The sequence below is a fragment of the Haloterrigena salina JCM 13891 genome, assembly GCF_000337495.1.
In the GTDB taxonomy this organism is placed as follows: domain Archaea; phylum Halobacteriota; class Halobacteria; order Halobacteriales; family Natrialbaceae; genus Haloterrigena; species Haloterrigena salina.
In genome coordinates this window covers 112,247-129,889 of record NZ_AOIS01000010.1, presented here as the reverse complement: position 1 = coordinate 129,889, position 17,643 = coordinate 112,247, and the positions used below count along the sequence as shown (strand labels likewise).

Here is a 17,643-nt window from a genome sequence, read left to right as displayed (position 1 = left end):
CGGTCGACATACCGAGTTCCGGATCTCGACGACATCCGGTCCGAAGCCGGGGGATTCCGTTTATCGGACCGGATGCTCAGGGGTAATCCATGAGTAAACAGCTATCAGACCACACCATCCAGCGGCCGTCATCTGATTTCGAGGGCAGGTTCGACACCTCGCGGTCGACGTTCGATATCCGCGGTCCCATCGACCCGAACGAGGACCACGAACACACCGATCACTTCGCACTCATCTACGAGGACCGCGCCGAGCAGTTCGACGCGGCCGTCCCGTTCATCGAAGAGGGACTCGAGCGCGGTGAGCGGTGCATCTACGTCGCCGACGACAACACCGTCGACGAGGTGCTCGCGGCGATGCGATCCCGCGGCGTCGACGTCGACACGGCGCTCGAGTCGGGGGCGCTGTCGGTGCACACGGAAGCGGAGACCTATCGACGGACCGGCGAGTTCGATCGCGATGCGATGCGTTCGTTCTGGGAGGAGACGCTCGCCGACGCGACCGACGACGAGTTCGCGGGGCTCAGAGCCGCCGCGGAAATGACGTGGGCGCTCGAGGCCGACGACACGGGGTTCGACGACCTCTGCGAGTACGAGGAGCTGCTCAACCCGCTCTACAACGACGACGACTACGCCGTCCTCTGTCAGTACAACCGCAACCGATTCCCCGCAGAGATCCTCCACAACGTCCTCAGGACCCATCCGTTTCTCGTCCACGACGACACCACCGTCTGTCAGAACTTCTACTACACGCCGCCCGAGGAGTACTTCGGTCCCGATAACCCGTCTCGAGAACTCGACCGAAAGCTGGCGACGCTGGTCGATCGGACCGACGCGCGGACGACGATCGAGACCCACGAGCGCTACCAGCGGGAACTGTACGAGATCATCGCCACGCCCCACGCGTCCTTCGACGAGAAGATCGCGGGACTGCTGGAACTGGGCCGCGAGCGACTCGGCCTCGAGATCGGCTACTTCACGGAGACCATAGACGAGAACACGTTCGAGATCGTGGACGCGGTCGGCGCGCACGAGAACATCCGTCCGGGAGTCACCGATTCGCTCTGCGAGACGTACTGCGAGAAGCTCCTCGCGTCGCCCGGACGCATCGCCGTGCGGGACGCGGCCGAGGCGGGCTGGACTGACGATCCCGCCTACGAGCGGTTCGGACTGGACGCCTACTTCGGTACGACGATCCACGTCGGCGGCGAGACGTACGGGACGTTATGTTTCGGCTCCGAGACGACCCGTGAGGTGCCGTACACGGACGCCGAACGGACGTTCCTCGATCTGATGGGGCAGTTAATTGAGTACGAACTCGAGCGACAGCGCCGCGAGCGGTTCCTCCGGGAGAGCTCCCAGATCACGTCCGATCCGAACCTCGACTTCGAGGAGAAGCTACAGGCGCTGTTCGAACTGGGCTGCGAGCAGTTCGGCCTCGAACTCGGGGTGATGGCCACGGTCGATTCCGACGACGACCGGTTCGAGGTCGAGTACGTGAGCGATACGTACGACGGCTTCGAACCCGGGCTCGAGCTCCCCCTGTCCGAAACCTACTGCGCCACGGTCGCCGGATGCGACACCGTCGGAAGCGTGGACGATCCCGTTGAGGCCGGCTACGACGATCTCTACGTCTACCGGGAGCTCGACATGAAGACCTACCTCGGGACGTACATCGAAGTCGAGGGCGACGTCGACCGAACGTTCTTCTTCGTCTCCGAGGAGCCCCACGACGGCGAGTTCTCCGACGACGAGCGGACCTTCCAGCGGTTGCTCGGGCAGTGGGTGAAGTACGAACTCCAGCGCCGGCAGCGGGAGGCGTTCCTCCAGGAGAGCTACCGGATCACGGCCGACCCCGACCGCGACTTCGACGAGAAGCTCGAGGAACTGCTCGAACTGGGTCGGGAGTGGTTCGGCCTCGAGATGGGCGGATTGAACCACCTCCCGTCACGAGGCGGCGAGTTCCGCCTGGAGAAGGGGGTCGGCCTCGGCGTCGACGACGACGACGAGCTGTGGTCCGATCCGGGGTACGGATGCTTCTGCCGGCGGACGATCGAATCCGACGACCCCGTCGCGATGACGGACGTCCACGGCACCGACTGGCAGGACGACGCGATCCACCGGGAGTTCGGGCTGACGAGCTACCTCGGGACGCGAGTGACCGACGGATCGACGCCGTACGGGACGTTCTGGTTCGGGAGTACGGAACCCCGCGACCGGCCGTTCTCCGAGACCGAGCGGACGTTCATCGAGTTACTGGGCCAGTGGATCAGCTACGAACTCGAGCGCGAACAGCGCGAACACCACCAGCAGACGCTGAGTCGGATCGCCGCCGATCCCAGTCGATCCTTCGAGGCGAAGTTGGGAGATCTGTTCGAACTGGGCTGTGAACGGTTCGACCTCGAAATCGGAGGAATCGCCGAGATCGACCCGGCGTCCGACTCGTTCAAGGTCCAGGCGATACGCGGCGATCACGACCAGCTACAGCCCGGCGCGGAGGCGCCGCTGTCGGAAACGTACTGTCGGGAGACGGTCGACCACGGGGCGGTCGCCGACATCACCGATCCCGAGCGGACCGGGTTCGGCGACAGCATCGCGTACGAGGAGTTCGGCGTCGAGACGTACCTCGGCACGCGGATCGAACTCGAGAACGAGCCCGATCGGACGTTCTTCTTCGTCTCGACGGACGCCCGCGACCGGGAGTTCACGCAGGTCGAGCGGACGTTCCTCCACCTCATGTCCCAGTGGATCGCGTACGAGCTCGAGCGAACCCAGCGGGAACGGGCCCTCGAGGAGTCCAACGAGCGCTTGGAGCAGTTCGCCTACGCCGCCTCCCACGACCTCCAGGAGCCCCTGCGGATGGTCACCAGCTACCTCCAGTTGCTCGAGAACCGCTACGGCGACGCCTTCGACGAGGACGGCGAGGAGTTCCTCGACTTCGCGGTCGACGGCGCCGACCGCATGCGCGAGATGATCGACGGTCTGCTCGCGTACTCCCGCGTCGAAACGCAGGGCGACCCGTTCGAACCCGTTGACCTGGACGCCCTGCTCGAGGACGTGCGCGAGGACTTACAGATCCAGATCGAGGAGACCGACGCGACGATCGCGACCGACGGGCTCCCCCGCGTGTCGGGCGACGCCAGCCAGTTACGGCAGGTCCTGCAGAACTTGCTCGAGAACGCGATCCAGTACAGCGACGACACCCCGCCGCGCGTTCGGATCGACGCGACCCGCCGCGGACGGGAGTGGGTGATCTCGGTCGAAGACGACGGGATCGGGATCGACCCGGACGATCAGGACCGCGTGTTCACCGTTTTCGATCGGCTCCACAGCCGCGAGGAGTACGACGGCACGGGCATCGGACTGGCGCTCTGTCAGCGGATCGTCGAGCGCCACGGCGGCGACATCTGGGTCGACGCCGAACCCGGCGATGGCTCGACGTTCTCGTTTACGCTCCCCGCTGTTCGCGAGTGAGAGGTAGACCGCGTCGCACACCGCTCGCCGTGGCGGCGCCCGCCGCCGAACCGCGCGTTACGGCTCGAGTTCCGGTGGTTCTGATCCCTCTCGAGACTCGAGGAACTCCGTTTCCGCGTCGGAGAGCTCCCGTTCGCGGAACTCCTCGAGGCCGGCCTGATAGCGCGCTTTCGCGTCCGGTTCGCCGTCGAAATTGCCTTCGTTGTCGACCGGCGCCGGATGCTCGAGGACCAGTTCGGCGATCCCGGTCGTCTCCCCGGTGTAGGCGAAGCCCGTTCGGTACAGCGCCTCGTAGGCGAAGGGGTTGTTGACGGCGATCCGGAGCCGGTCGTAGCCCCGTTCGAGGGCGCGGTCGCGGACGCGGGCGAGCAGTTCGGGACCGATCCCCTCGCCGCGCCGATCGCGGGCGACGGTCACGTAGCGCAGCCACAGCGTCGACGCGTCGGTGCGGTCCTCGTTGAACGCGACGGCGGCGATGATCTCGTTCTCGTCGGTTCGGGCCACCGCCTTCCCCGTGTTGGTCATGACGAACTTGCCGGCGTAGCTGAACCGCTCGTAGTCGAGCCGGAGCTTGGGGCCGTCGGGCGGCCAGCCCAGGAGGTCGTACTCCACGTCCGCTAGTTCGCGCGCCGACCACTAAGGGTCCGGCGACTGCTCCCGGATCGACGGTCGGGCCGGACAACGGCTTCCGTCGTCGGGTTGCCCGTACCACCAGTCGGAGCGCGGTCCTCGAGACCGGTCGAAGGGGAGTCCCTCGAGCGTCCCGACGAACGCGCGGCGCGGAGCACGGCGCCGTTGCCAGTCGAACCCTTTTGACGTCGATCCGCCTAGCCCGGCCACGAGTGCCGAGTCAAACACGAATACGATCACGACGGCCGGACTGAGCGGCAGCATCGGCTGGCTCGTCGGCGGCGCCGGCGAGTTCCCGATAGTCGACATCGAGAGCCTCCTGAGACACCTCGTGTTCGGGACCGTCCTCGGACTCGTCTTCACCGCAGCCGTCGACCTGCGCGGGGTCTCGATCGACCGTCGCCTCGGCGATTAATCCTCTTCTTCTATCGCAGCCGACGACTCGAGGCAACGATTGACGGTGCAGCGTTCGGCTCTTCGTCGCCCGAGTCCGCGTTCATCACACCCGAATTGAGTGTGTCAGATATCACCGATACAAACAGGGGAAAGAGATAACATGGCAATCCCGAGTAGCATTCACGAGCATGGATCCCGAACAGTCGCCGGCCGAGCCGACCGCGAGTCCGGATCTGCTCGACGACGCCTTTCTGGCGCTTCGCGAGCGGGATCGCCGACTCGTCCTCTACTTTCTGCTCGAGCACGAGACGGCGTCGCTGTCGGAGCTCGCCGACGTGGTCACCGCCTGGAGCCACGCGGACGACAGTCGGGTCATCGAGCCTCGGTGTCGGAACCAGCGGTATCTGCGGCTGCGGCAGGTCCACATCCCGAAGCTGGTCGACGCCGACATCGTGACCCACGACGAGGAAACCGGTCGGGTCTCCCTCGCGTCCTGTCCCGAGCCGATCCGGGAGCTGGCGGCGCGAGCCTGCGCGGCGGAGGCCGGTCCGTGAGGGGGCGACTCGGAATCGAGGCGCGGGGACGCACGACGCTGCCGCTCGACCATCACCGATGACGCTCTCCGACTACTTCGACCGACTCGAGGCGCCCGCGCGAACGGTCACCGTCTACGCACCCCAGCCTCGCCCCGCGATCGCCGACCGGATCGAGACGGAGACGGGAGTCGACACCGTCGACTACCGCTCGCTGCCGGCTGCAGCCGCGACCGAAGAGGGGTTTCTCGTCGTCCGCGAAGGCGCCGAGAAAAGGAGCGATGAACCCGCGAGCGCCGAAGACGGCGAGTTCGTCGCCGCGATCGGACTCGAGGCCGCTCGGGAGTTTCTCGAGCCGCCGATCGTCGCCCCCTGGGCCGAGACGGACGACGGCGCTTATCGCCGCGTGATCGAGGTCTTCGAGGCGACGGTCTGGCAGGCGCTCGATCGGCGACAGCTGCTCGCGATCAGCCGCGAGATCGAGACCCGCGCCTGGCGCGTCGGCAGCGGCACCCTGCGGGTCAGCTTCCAGCGAGCGGCCGCCCTCGAGGCGATGGCACCGGTGTACGTTCGCCTCGCCGGCGAGTCGACGCTGGACGTCCACGCCTACGTCGCCGACGAGTGGGATCGGCCGGCGATCCCCGGCGTGACGATCCACGCCGACGCCGGCCCGGAGATCGGGACGTTCTGGGTGCTCGCTTTCGACGGCGGCGGCGACGAACTCCGGACCGGGGGCCTGATCGCTCGGGAACGAGCGGACGGAACGTTCGAAGGGTACTGGACCGACGACGCAACCCTCGTCGCGGAGCTAGAAGACGCGCTCCGGGACAGCGTGGACTGAGGGGTCGAGTCCGTCGGTGGATGGCCCGAGGTGGGACGATAGAGCGACAACGAGGGGCGACAGGGGGACGACGAGGGAACGAGAGGAGGAGGAGAACAGAGCACGAAGTGCACTAGAATCTAGTTCGCCACCGCCGGGTCCGCAGGATTTCGTCTTTCATCGCCGAGCAGAGCTGTTTCGCTCGCTCCGCGTCGAACTTGTCGGTCAGATCTTGGGCGCACTCATCCTCGGAGCCGCCGATCGACGACCAGTACTCGAGGACGCTGTCCCGATCCTTTCCTTCCGGCAGATAGTCCAATCCGTTGACGTCCTCGTCGACGACGTCGGTCACCGCGTCGCCATCGGTCGATTCAGTGGCGCCGTCGGCCTCGAGGTCGCTTTGCTCGAGGTTCGAGGCGCGGTAGACCGCGGAGCCGACCCGCTCGAGGCCGACGACGTACGCCGGTCAGTCGTCGCCGGCCTCGACAGCCGCGTAGTCGTCCTCGCCGCCGCCCTGCGGGAACTCGATGTCGTCGGTCAGGACGGCCGCCACGACGCCGCGGCCGTCGGGCGTCGCTACCTCGTCGCCCGCCGAATATCTGGTCGCGGACTCGCTCATGGGCGACGGGTCGATCGGAAAGCGGGTCGAGTCAGTGCGAGTATTCGCAAGGACGCAGACGGCCTCAGCCCCGTCGAATCCACCACTGCGTCTCGACCTCGCGGTCGCTGTAGGCGTCGACCAGTTCTCCGGTCGTCGCCGGAGACGCCTGATTCTCGAGGGCGTCGTCGACGTCACCGAGTCGCTTGCGAGCAGTCAGCGTCGAGCCAGGCGATCGAGGAGGCCGGGCCGGTTCTCGAGCATCGATCGGTCGAGGTAGAGCCGCTCGAGACCGACGTCGCGGGCGTGGTCGATCACGGCCTCGTACTCGTCTCCGGTGATCGACCGGCCGATCTCCTCGTAGAACTCCTCCCCGTCGGCCTTGTAGTGAGGGCGGTACTGGGCCATGATATCGACGAACGTCTCCGGGGAGACCTCCGCGGCGATGAACTCCAGCACGCGCTCGGCGTTTTCGACGTGGTTGGGCATCACGAGGTGACGAACGAGCAGCCCGCCCGTCGCGAGGCCGGTGTCGTCGAGTTCCAGATCGCCGACCTGTCGGTGCATCTCCCGTAGCGACTCGGTGACGTTTTCCCAGTAGTTCGGCGCCTTCGAGTATTTCGCCGCGGCCGCGTCGTCCGACCACTTCACGTCGGGCATGTAGATGTCGACGATCCCCTCGAGTCGCTCGAGTATCTCTGCGCGCTCGTAGCCGCCGCAGTTCCAGACGATCGGCAGGTCCAGCCCCCGCTCTTTCGCGATCTTGACGGCTTCGACCAGATGCGGTGAGTGGTGGGTCGGCGAGACGAAATTGATGTTGTGACAGCCGCGGGACTCGAGCTCGAGGGCCATCTCGGCGATTTCCTCGGATGTCGCGGGATTGCCCTCGGCCTCGTGGCTGGTTTCGAAGTTCTGGCAGAAGACGCACTTCATGTTACAGTTCGCAAGGAAGATCGTTCCGCTCCCGTTGCGGCCCTTCAGACAGTCCTCCTCGCCGAAATGAGGGAAGTGCGTCGAGACGTACGCGGTGTCGTCGACCCGGCAGGTTCCCTCCTGACCGGTGGTCCGATCGACGGCACACTCGTAGGCACAGAGATCGCAGTCGGCGTACCGCTCCCACAGGTCGGTGATGCGGTCCTCGAACTCCTCGTCCGGGAGGTCGCGGTAGTTAGGCGTCGTTGCCGGGGCATCAGTACTCATACGCCGCCGTTTGATACACGTTACCAAAGACCTTGACACCCGACGGAATACTCATTCGAATTTTCGAACTGGTACGGTTCCGGTGAACGGTCGTCCGGGTACGGTACGATGGTGGGTAGTCACGCCGTGGGAACCAATCCGAGCGTTCGATATTAGTTAACATTGGCGTGGATATTTTGAGTCGGCGCTCCCGATACGATCTCTGCTGCTCGCGAAGTTGTTGCAGTAGAAATGCGCGGACCGGGATTTGAACCCGGGCCATGAGCTTGGAAGGCTCAGGTCCTACCACTAGACCATCCGCGCGCAGTCCTCTGTTTTCGCCCGGGATTTATGACTCTTCCTTTTTCTTCGCGTCGGCGTGAGTGGGACAGACACGAACCGACTCTTCTGACCTCATCTAATCCTGCGTGAAAAAATAGCCGCCGTCGGTAATCGATCAGTTCGAGCCGTTCGACTCGAGCCGAATCGCCGCGCGACGTTCCACTTCGGCTTCGTCAGTTTCGTCGTCGAGTCCGGTCTTGACGAGGAGTTCGCCGCTGCCGGACTCGAGTCCGGAGAGCGTGACGGTGAACGAGCCGTCATCGACATCGGTCGAGTTGATGGTTGGGTCGTCCCCAGTCCCGGGTTCGAACGAGACCTCGACGGTCTCCTGATTCGTCGATCCCTCGATGGTCAACTCGCCGTCCGAGATCGTGACGTTCTGGTCCTCGGACTCGTTCTCCTCGAGTTCGTCTAACTGCTTGTCGCCGACCGTAACGTTCTCGAGGGTCGGTTCGGGCTCGAGTTCGACCGTTACCGACTCGTCGATTGCCGACTCGAACTCGCCGTCGTCCGACCCCGCTTTGACGTGGAGTTCGCCGCTGCCGGGTTCGAGATCGGACAGCGTCACGTCGAACGAGCCGTCTTCGACGTCGATCGGGTCGGGAGTGTGGTCGTCCCCAGTCTCGGACTCGAACGAGACCTCGATGGTCTCCTGATTCGTCGTCCCCTCAATCGTCAACTCGCCGCCCGACAGCGTCACCGTCGCGTTTTCAGCCGCTTGGAGCTCTTCGAACGACTCGTCGCCGACCGAATCGGTCTCGAGAGTCGGTTCGGGCTCGAGTTCGACTGTCACCGATTCGTTGAGTTCCGACTCGAACTCGCCGTCGTCCGACCCTGCCTCGACGCGGAGGACGCCGCTGCCGGACTCGAGGTCGGTCAGCGTGACGGCGAACGAGCCGTTCTCGACAGCAACTGGGCCGTTGCTTTGGGTATCGCCATTCTCGGGCTCGAACCAGACCGTGACGGTCTCCTGATTCGTCGTTCCGCTGACGGTCAGTTCGCCGTCCGATAGCGCCACTGCTGCGTTTTCAGCCTCTTCGAGGTCGTCGAACGACTCGTCGCTGACCGACTCGGTCTCGAGAGTCGGAGCGTCCGTCTCGCTCTCGGATTCGAGCGTCACCGATTTGTCGATCTCCGACTCGAACTCGCCGTCGTCCGTCTCTACTTCGACGAGCAGTTTGCCGCTGCCGGGCTCGAGTCCGGAGAGCGTCTCGTCGAACGAATTGTCGTCTCCGACGTCGGACGTGGTGTTCACATCTCCGCTATCTCCGTCGGGAGAGAACGTAATCCGTACCGCGTCCCGATCCGTCTCGCCGGCGACGTTCAATTCACCTCCGGAGAGTGTGATGTTCTGTTGCTCGTCGAAGTTCGCTATCTCGATCCCCTCCACAGTGACGTTCTCGAGAGCGGTCTCCGATTCGTTCGCGTCGTCGCTAAAGCCGAGCGCATCCGCGAGCGCGGTGGGTTCTCCCAGTAGTCCTGCGGTCGCGACCGAAACGAGCGCGATCAGAACTACGAGAACGATCACGCCCCCGGCGAGCTTCTGGGGACGGCTCAGATTCGGCAACGCGTCGAACCGACCGCCGGTACTGGACGGCGGCGGTGGCGTCTCGAAGATCGATAGCTGTCGTTTGAGCCGGTTTCGGATCTGCTCGTCGCTCTTACTGGTCTTCGTCCGGAGGTCGTCGACCTCCTGTTTGATCGTCGTGACCTTCTCGTTGATCAACTGGCCCTCCATGCTCCGGCGCTGCTCATCCATCAGGCGGCTCGTCTCACCCAGCGCCTCGAGGCCCCGATGGGTTCCGACTTCGACCGCCAGATCGCAGCTCTCGAGGGCGTCGATCGACGTGTTGTCCGCGATCGCGACCCGGTTTGCCGACCCCTGAAGGTACTTCGAGCAGAGGGCCAGTGCACCGCTCGCGGACGACACGCCGAACCGCAGCCGTTTCCCCGACTGCAGCAGGTTCGAGACGACGGAGTGGTCGAACTCCGAGCCGGGGACGGAGTCGTTCCGGCCGCCGAGCGACTCGTACACCCTGACGTCGTCGGACGACGTCTCGATCGACATTCCGTACTCGGTCTCGACCCGCTGGCGGAGCTCCGACGTGAAGTTCTCGAACAGGTTGCGCGTGTTTCGCGTGGTGTACACGGCGTAGAACTGTTCGGCGCGACCGACGTTCGATTCTCGAGCGCGGAAGAAGACGATCAGTTCCGTCCGGGAGCCGGCATCGAGGTACAGCTTGACGCCGCCGAAGAAGAACTCCTCGATCCGGTCGTTCGAACGCCCTCTCCCGCCGTCTCCGTAGGGGTTTCCGTGTGAATCGTATATCGTTAGTTCTGACATGTGTTTCACCGTCCGAGTTCGTTGAGCAGGCGGTCGAATCCGATCGTCATGACCGAGCCGGTCTCGTCGCGCATCGGAACGCGATCGCCGTTCTCGTTCTCCGTCGTCTGATAGTAGACGGGGTGAATCTCGGCGCCGGCGGTCTGACGAATGAGGCTATCGATCTGTTCGCTCTGGCGGAGCCGCTGATTGACGAAGTCCTTGAACTCGTCGAACGCGAGGTGGGGTTCGATCCCCTGTTCCTTCTGGAAGTCCTCGATGAAGACGTCGGCCTTCGTCGCCACGACGAAGATGCCCTTGTCGTCGGCCGCCTGGAGAATGCTGAAGTACTCCGAGATGTCGAGCGACTCGCCGTTGGCGTACCGCTCGAGGTCGACCAGCAGGATCAGCGTGTCCGCGTCTTCGACGCCGTCCGAGAGCCGTAACAGCGTGTTGTCGGCGTCGTCCTCGGTGACGGCGCCGGACAGCGCGTCGGGGAGTCGGCTCAGGTACTCGCCCGCGTAGTCGATGCTCGAGACCTTCACGTTCTTCGGGAACGTCGAGCCGTGAACGTACTGGAACGCGAGGTCCTTGATCTCGCCGCGACCCGTCGCCTCGATGAGCCAGCCCTCGGACCGCTGGTCGAGGTTCTCGACCATCTTCATGAGTTCCTGGCTCGGCTGCAGCGGCGTCTGCTTGGTCGCTTCGTCGTTCCGGCCGCGGTTCAGAGCCTCGAGGTACGCGCCGATGAGGAAGAGGCTCTTCCCGGAGCCGCGCGGACCGAGAACGAAGAAGTCCTCTTCGGAGTCGTACTGGATGAACCGTCTGACCGTGATGATAAAGATCCCGCTCAGCACCGCGTTCCGGGCGAGCCCGTCGGTCTCGACCGAGACGCCCGACGTCTCGGAAGAGACGATCGAGACGCCGTCGGCCGTGATTTCGAAGATCGTCGGATACACGAGGTGCGTTTCGATCAACGCGCTGACGATGAGCAGGGCGACTATCAGATAGATCCCCTTCGCAGCGCTGCGGAATTCGAGGGCCTGTGCGGTCTGGGTCCGAAGCAACTTCCGACCCCCGCCGAGAACGAGTCCGAGCAGGACTCCGACCGCGAGCCAGCCGAGGTTCGTCGTCGATGTGAATTCGATGTTCGGAATGAACAGTCCGATCGTCCACAGGCCGAGCAACGAAATAACCAGGCCGATCCAGAGCAGATACCCCTGCCAGCGCTTCTTCGGATCGATCGTTAACAGGATCAGTAACCCGATGAAGATTCCCAGGAGGAAGACGCTCACCCCCTCGAGATCGATCGCGTCGACGAGGAGGTGGAGATCGAGCAGCGACCGCGTGAGCTTGCCATCCTCGTAGGCCGACCCCAGCATCGTCGCCAGCGGGAGCGTCAGCCCGAGCATGACGACGAAGTAGCCGACCAGCGAGACCTTCTCCCGGTGTCGGTTGAGTGTGGTGACGGCGGTCGTGATCATTGCACTCCACCGCTGAACTCGTAAGTCTGATCGTCTGCAGTCGACCGTTCGTCGGTATCGGTATCGGTGCCGTCGTCGCCGTCCTCCTCACCAGCCACGGACACGACGTCGACGTACTCGTCTAACAGCCCCTGAACGATGTCGGGTTCGTCCTGGAGATAGAAGCCGACGTCGTCGTCGCTCTCCATGTTGAGCATCTCGTTCCGTCGGACGTAGTAGCCCTCCTCGAGCCCGTGGTTGTGGTGGATGAGGATGTCGTCACCCAGTTCGGACCAGCGCTTCTCGTAGCCGGAGCGGTAGCCGTCGGCCTGAACCATCTTCCGCAGGTTGTCGAGGAAGATGCCGTCGATGAACGCGCTCACGCCGATGTCCCAGCTGTCGCCGATATCGTGCTGCCAGGTCGTGTACGGGTTCTCGACGCGGTTGCCGCTCGCACCGAGATCGAACGCACTGTTGAACTGGTTCTCGAAGTCGAGGGCGTCCGGATCGATCTGATGGACCGCCTGACTCAACACGCCGACGCGGACCTTGATATCGTTGTACCGCTGTCGGCCCTTGCTGAAGCTCCGCTTCTTGATCCCGGAGTACTGTTCGTTGAAGACGTTCTCGACGAGATCCTCGAGGGAGCTGTGGACCCGCTGGTTCTCCTCGCGGCTGTTGAACAGGTCGCTGTCGCCGATCCCCTCGTCGCCGGTCGCCCGGAAGACGTCGTTGGGCTTGATGTTCTTGACGTACACCGACTCGTCGCGCTCGGTCGCGACCGAGCGGGTCGACGTTTCCGCGTCGTACTCGTTGCGCTTCCGGTTGAACTCGGAGAGGCGGTTCGCGTACGCCTCGCGGCGCTGGTTGAGTTCCTCGAAGAGGTCGACCGTCGCCTCGTAGGTCTCGTACCCCTGCTCGAGGTCCTCGAGCTCGTCCTCGAGGTCCGCCTTGCGTTCTCGGACGTCGTCGGTGCCGCTGATTTCGGCTTTGAACGCCTCGCGAGCAATCTCCCGGAGGCGACCGAAGTCGGCGCCGTGATCGAGTTCCGATTCGATCTCGCGACGGCGGTCCGCGCCGAACGACTCGAGCCGGTGGGCGAGTTCGTCGACGATTTCGTCCTCGAGTTCGCGCGTTCGCGCCTGCAGTTCGTCGAGGAGCGCGCCGTCGTCGTACTCGACCTCCGCGCTGAACGACGAACCCGGCGGACCGACGCTGAACACGCCTCGCTCGTCGAGCTTGTTCTTCTGGACGCGGAAGTTGCGGTGGGCCTCCTCCTTCGCCTGCTCGGTCTTTCCGGACCACGGCGTGAGCTTTTCGATGGTTCCCGCCTCGGTGTTCATCGTTAAGGCCGCCTTCCGCGTCTCCTTGAGGGCCGCTATCGACGTTTCGATGTCGCTGCGCTGTTCGTGGAAGTCGATCCCGACGCGGTCGAGTTCGGTCTCGATACCGTCGAGTTGCTGGGTGATCTCCTGGGTCGAAACCTGGTCGACGTCGGTGTCGTTTCGAGCGTTGACGGTCTCCGCGACGAACTGCTCGAGTTCGCGCGTCAGCGCCGAGAGGTCGCTGCGGATGGCCTCGACGTCGACCGCCTGGTACTGCTCGAGCGTCTGGGTCACGTCGCGTTCCCAGTCGCGGACCTTCCGGTCGATCTCCTCGGCCTGCTCCGCTTCGAGTCGCTCGAGTTCCTCGACGGTCTCCTCGAGTTCGTCCTCGAGTCGCGCTCGCTGGTCGGAGATATCGGAGAGCTGCGTCTCGAGGCGGTTGAGTTTCACGCCGGGGTTACCGCTGCCGTCGTCGTTGTTGATGAGGTACTCGACGGCGTCTCTGACGCGGCTGTCGTCGATCGACTGTTTCTGGACGAGCAGTCGGTGTCGCTGGACGATCGCCTTCAGGTCCGCTTCGAGCGCTTCGGCGAGGTTCTCGTCGATGTTGTCGACGAACCGCCCGGCCTGCTGGCCGGCGGTATCGACGGCGCGGAGCGACCCCGAGATGATGTCGATCCGCTCGGAGATATCCTCGCTCTCCTTTTCGGCGTCCGAGATGATCTCCGAGAAGATCGAGACCGACTCGTACTCGAGTTCGTTGAACAGTTCGAAGTCGAGCAGCGAACGGAGTTCGTCGAACCGCTCGTTCAGGTCCGCGCGGTCGAGGTCCCGGAGCCCCTCGCCGCTGGGTCCGTCGTAGTGGTTGTCGAGGAACCGTTCGATCTGCGTGTAGATGTCTCGTTCGGCCTGCACGGCTTCCTCCTTGGCCGAGAGGATCTCGCGAAGGGCGGTCCGTCCTTCGTTGATCGCTTCGACGTTGTACCGGAGGATCTGGGGGATCCCGATCGTGAACGGCGCGTACGTCGGCGAGTCTGCAAACGGGTCCTCGGTGCCGACGGTGTTGTAGTAGGCGGAAATCAAGTAAACGATCGCTTCGTCGAACTCCTGTAACAGTTGCCCGTTCTGGATCTTGTTCCCGCCCTTGCCGTCGAAGCCCGTCGGATCGATCGGCAGGAGGACGCGATCCTTGAACGCGGGTTCGTCGATCAGGTTGAGATACTCGAGTTCCGAGAGGGCGGCGAAGGCGTTGGCGTTCTCTCGGATCCCCTCGGTGTGGTTCGGGAGAATGCCGAACAGCGTGATCTCTGCGGTTCGCTGTTTCTTCTGGAGGTGGCGCGCCAGATCGATGACGATCCCGGAACCGGTGCCGCCGCCGAGTCCGGCGAGAACGGCGACCTTCCCCTTGTCCGGGAGATCGATGTAGGTCGACAGTTCGTCGTCCTCCGCGTAGGCCTTGTAGTACATGGCCTTCCCGAGCCCTCGTTTCCGGACGACGCCGGTCGCGAAGTCGAGGTTCTCGTTGATGTGCTGTTCCTCGACCCACCAGTCGTTTTCGTCCATCCCGTTCCCGGCCGCGATCCGCGGCACCGCTGTCTCACCGATCAGATCGTTCTGGTCGTTGAGTTGGATGTTCCGGGTGATCATCTTGTACTCGATCGAGACATCGCCGGGACGACCGGTTCCGGTCTCCCGAAGCTCCGATTTCAGCGTCGCGACCCGTTCGCGAATCTCGGCGATTCGCTCTCGATCCGAGTTCTCCTCTTCTTCGGCCGTGTCGAGGATTGTTACGCGCACGGACTGCGGATTCCGTCGTGGCTGCAGAATCTCGCGAAGGACCCACTCCGATTCGAGTAGCTCCAACGCGATCTGCTTTCCTGCACCCCCGACTGAGAATATTCGTTCTGGTAAATTCATATGACAGTCGTTATCGTCTTGAAATTCAGTCCACATTACTTATATTCTGTGGCAGATTGTACTCGAGAGGCCCTAATTCCGACAAATTCGGCCTTTATCGAAATTGAACAATATGACTAACAATAGTCGTGGATTAACTTTCCAATGAGAGATTATATTGTGGTTATCATACAACACCAAGGAGGCGAGCGCAGTCGTTCGAGCGAGTTCCCGACGGGACGGCGTGAGCGCGTGAGGAGGGCCGCTAGCAGAACTGGGGCTGGGAACGGCGGAGCGGAGGCGAACGGACCGTATTATCGCTCGAGGACGGTGCCGCCGGAGCCGACGGCGATCGCGGTGGGGCCGTCGGCGACGGCGGTCAGGTTCTCGCCGACCGGCGTCTGGTTCAGCGTCCACTCGCCGCCGTCGAGTTCGAAGATGACGCCGCCGGAGCCGACGGTGTACCCCTCGTCGCCGCCGGTCTCGACGTCGAAGAGGTCGGCGTCGCCGAGGCTCTCGGGAACCCACTGCGAGCCGTCGTACTCGAAGATCGAGGCGTTACCGCCGCTGACGGTGACGTCGTCGGCGGCGTCGCTGTCGAGGCCGTAGAACGTGGAGTCGGCGTCCTCGATGCCGATCGGGTTCCACGTGACGCCGTCGTCGGTAGCGTAGACGCGGCCGTTGGTGTCGATGGCGTGGCCCGCGCGGTCGTCGAAGAACTCGATCGCCTTCAGACCGGAGCCGCTGCCGGGAACCACGTACTCCCAGGTGCCCTCCTCGCCGTTCTGGAAGCTGTAGTGGATCGATCCGGAGTCGTCGGCGACGTAGACGTCCGCGTCACCTGCGGGGCCAGTGACGGCGATGTCGTTGAAGTTGGCCGTGTAGTCGTTCGGCGCGGAGCGATCGACGAGGTTGCCGGTGGTGACGTCATATTCGCCAATCGCACCGCTGGCGCCGACGATCCAGAGCCGCTCGCCACCGTCGGTGACGTCGACGCCATAGAGATCGTTCCCGTTGCCGGTCGGACCGCCCTGCAAGACGACCTCCCAGCCGGCGGCGGTCCGCTCGAGGACGGTGCCGCCCTCGGCGACCGCGTGAGCGTTCGTCGCCGTGTATGTGACGTCGTGAAGGGTGCTATCGATCGGGGTTTCGACGGCCGTCCAGCCGTCTTCGGATGCGGATGCGGCTGCGGGGACGGTAGCTGCGACAAGCGATGCGCCTGCGAACTGCAGCGTCGAGCGTCGCGTGAGTTGCGTCATAGCGCATTCGGCGCTGGTGGACGAGGGTACCATAAAACCCGTCGCCCATTTACGGAAGTAAGAGCCGCCTCACACATCCATACTCTGAAGACAGGGCGAAAATTAGTAGAATAGGGGAAGAAATTTGCCGCATTATGGTCGAAGGACGGCGTTTCTAACGGTATCTCGGAATTCTTTCAAATCCATTTCGGGCGACGATAACTACTAGTTGTCCCGTCGAAACGTCGCCGGAGAAAGTTTATCCATCGGTCATAAACGGACGATAGACGACCGAACCGGCCGCTCTCGGCCGATTGTGTTCGGGTTACTGCGGTTCGCCGCCTGCTGCGGTCACCGTCGCGTAACAGTTCCCGCTCGAGAGTTCCCACTCGACGACCTCGAGCGCGCTGGCCTCGACGGCGGCCTCGAACTCGTCGGGGGCGTAGATGTGGTAGAACCGATCGACGGTCTCGCCGCCGGGGAGGGTCCACTCGACCGTGGTGTCGAATCCCTCGTCGGCGTCGAAGCGATCGTGGGCGGTCGACCACGCGCTGACGAGGGCGCGGCCCCCCGGCGCGAGGACTCGCGCGAGTTCGTCGAGGCTGTCGCGTCGAGCACGTCGGGTCGGCAGGTGATGCAGCGTCGCGACGTAGACCGCGACGTCGACGCTGTCGTCGGCCAGCGGCAGTCGTCCGGCGTCGCCCTGGCAGAGCGCGACCTCAAACCCGCACTCGAGGGCGCGTTCGCGCCCAGTCGCGAGGAGGCCCCGACTGGCGTCGAGGCCGACGACGGTCCCGCAGTGGTCGGCCAGCAGTTCGGCGTGCCGACAGTTGCCACAACCGAGGTCGAGGCCGACCGCGGACTCGCTCCCGTCGGTCTCGAGGTCGTCGGCCACGTCCTCGACGAACGTCTCCACTTCGGGCCAGGCGTACTCTCGCGTAGACGCGAAGTGGTCGGCGATGCGGTCGTAGGTGTCGCGGACGGCGGCCCGTCGCTGTGCGTCGGCGTCGTCCTCGCGGTCGGACTCCTGCTCCTCGGCCATCGTCGGTGTTCGTCGGGGAGCGCGCAAAAACTGTTTGCAATGACTGCGATTCGATGTACTTGCGTACGGGACTCCGATAACACTACGAAAGCCCCTGCTGGCACCAGTCGATGGACTCGCTGTCGTTCGGAAGACCGGAGGTTTCGCTTGATGACGAGAGAGCAACGCTCTCTCGAACCACGCACTTCCTCACTTCGTTCGCTCCAGTGCTTACGTCGTCCGTCTTCCCGAAGCCAGCAGCCCCTTTCAGTCCCACCCACGGTGGCTAAACTGACCAGCCGACACGGGCGGGACTGAAAGGGGCTGACGCACTCGATCCCTCCCGGGCGACGTAAGCACCGAACGTAGTGAGACGCGCAGTGAGCCCCGGAGGGTCGACTGCGTC

Annotated in this window: 12 protein-coding genes and 1 tRNA gene; 3 read left to right on the top strand and 10 right to left on the bottom strand. The window is 64.0% G+C overall.

All coding sequences use genetic code 11. The features are described 5' to 3' along the window. The first annotated feature begins 89 nt into the window (after positions 1-89). Positions 90-3,473 (top strand): MEDS domain-containing protein, encoded by a 3,384-nt coding sequence (locus tag C477_RS01745; protein WP_008892708.1) that lies wholly within the window; start codon positions 90-92, stop codon positions 3,471-3,473. Between the two features lie 57 nt (positions 3,474-3,530). On the opposite strand, the gene C477_RS01740 is transcribed toward C477_RS01745, so the two are convergent. Beyond that, positions 3,531-4,085: a GNAT family N-acetyltransferase gene (locus C477_RS01740; RefSeq protein WP_008892707.1), complete on the bottom strand. Its 555-nt coding sequence runs from the start codon at positions 4,083-4,085 to the stop codon at positions 3,531-3,533. Between the two features lie 602 nt (positions 4,086-4,687). Here C477_RS01740 and C477_RS01735 point away from each other — a divergent pair. Next, positions 4,688-5,053 (top strand): DUF7344 domain-containing protein, encoded by a 366-nt coding sequence (locus C477_RS01735; protein ID WP_008892705.1) that lies wholly within the window; start codon positions 4,688-4,690, stop codon positions 5,051-5,053. A 58-nt stretch (positions 5,054-5,111) separates the two neighbouring features. After that, entirely contained in the window at positions 5,112-5,873 is a 762-nt protein-coding gene (locus C477_RS01730; RefSeq protein ID WP_008892704.1) for a DICT sensory domain-containing protein, read from the top strand. A 112-nt stretch (positions 5,874-5,985) separates the two neighbouring features. Here C477_RS01730 and C477_RS24440 read toward each other — a convergent pair whose 3' ends face one another. The 9 genes from C477_RS24440 to C477_RS01690 form a co-directional block, all read right to left on the bottom strand. Beyond that, positions 5,986-6,204: a hypothetical protein gene (locus C477_RS24440; protein WP_008892703.1), complete on the bottom strand. Its 219-nt coding sequence runs from the start codon at positions 6,202-6,204 to the stop codon at positions 5,986-5,988. A 114-nt stretch (positions 6,205-6,318) separates the two neighbouring features. Continuing rightward, positions 6,319-6,471: a hypothetical protein gene (locus C477_RS24435; protein ID WP_008892702.1), complete on the bottom strand. Its 153-nt coding sequence runs from the start codon at positions 6,469-6,471 to the stop codon at positions 6,319-6,321. Between the two features lie 195 nt (positions 6,472-6,666). Further along, a complete protein-coding gene (locus C477_RS01720; RefSeq protein ID WP_008892701.1) occupies positions 6,667-7,650 on the bottom strand; it encodes a radical SAM protein in 984 nt (327 codons plus the stop codon). 232 nt (positions 7,651-7,882) lie between these two features. Beyond that, positions 7,883-7,953, bottom strand: a tRNA-Gly gene (locus C477_RS01715). A gap of 133 nt (positions 7,954-8,086) precedes the next feature. After that, positions 8,087-10,315: a hypothetical protein gene (locus tag C477_RS01710; RefSeq protein WP_008892700.1), complete on the bottom strand. Its 2,229-nt coding sequence runs from the start codon at positions 10,313-10,315 to the stop codon at positions 8,087-8,089. 5 nt (positions 10,316-10,320) lie between these two features. Beyond that, a complete protein-coding gene (locus C477_RS01705) occupies positions 10,321-11,778 on the bottom strand; it encodes a hypothetical protein (RefSeq protein ID WP_008892699.1) in 1,458 nt (485 codons plus the stop codon). Then, positions 11,775-14,999: a tubulin-like doman-containing protein gene (locus C477_RS01700; RefSeq protein ID WP_049914119.1), complete on the bottom strand. Its 3,225-nt coding sequence runs from the start codon at positions 14,997-14,999 to the stop codon at positions 11,775-11,777. The genes C477_RS01705 and C477_RS01700 overlap by 4 nt, the downstream gene beginning before the upstream one ends. A 293-nt stretch (positions 15,000-15,292) precedes the next feature. Then, positions 15,293-16,237, bottom strand: coding sequence for a beta propeller repeat protein (locus C477_RS01695; RefSeq protein ID WP_008892697.1), 945 nt, complete (start codon positions 16,235-16,237; stop codon positions 15,293-15,295). A gap of 304 nt (positions 16,238-16,541) precedes the next feature. Continuing rightward, entirely contained in the window at positions 16,542-17,258 is a 717-nt protein-coding gene (locus C477_RS01690; protein WP_008892696.1) for a class I SAM-dependent methyltransferase, read from the bottom strand. Positions 17,259-17,643: the final 385 nt, after the last annotated feature.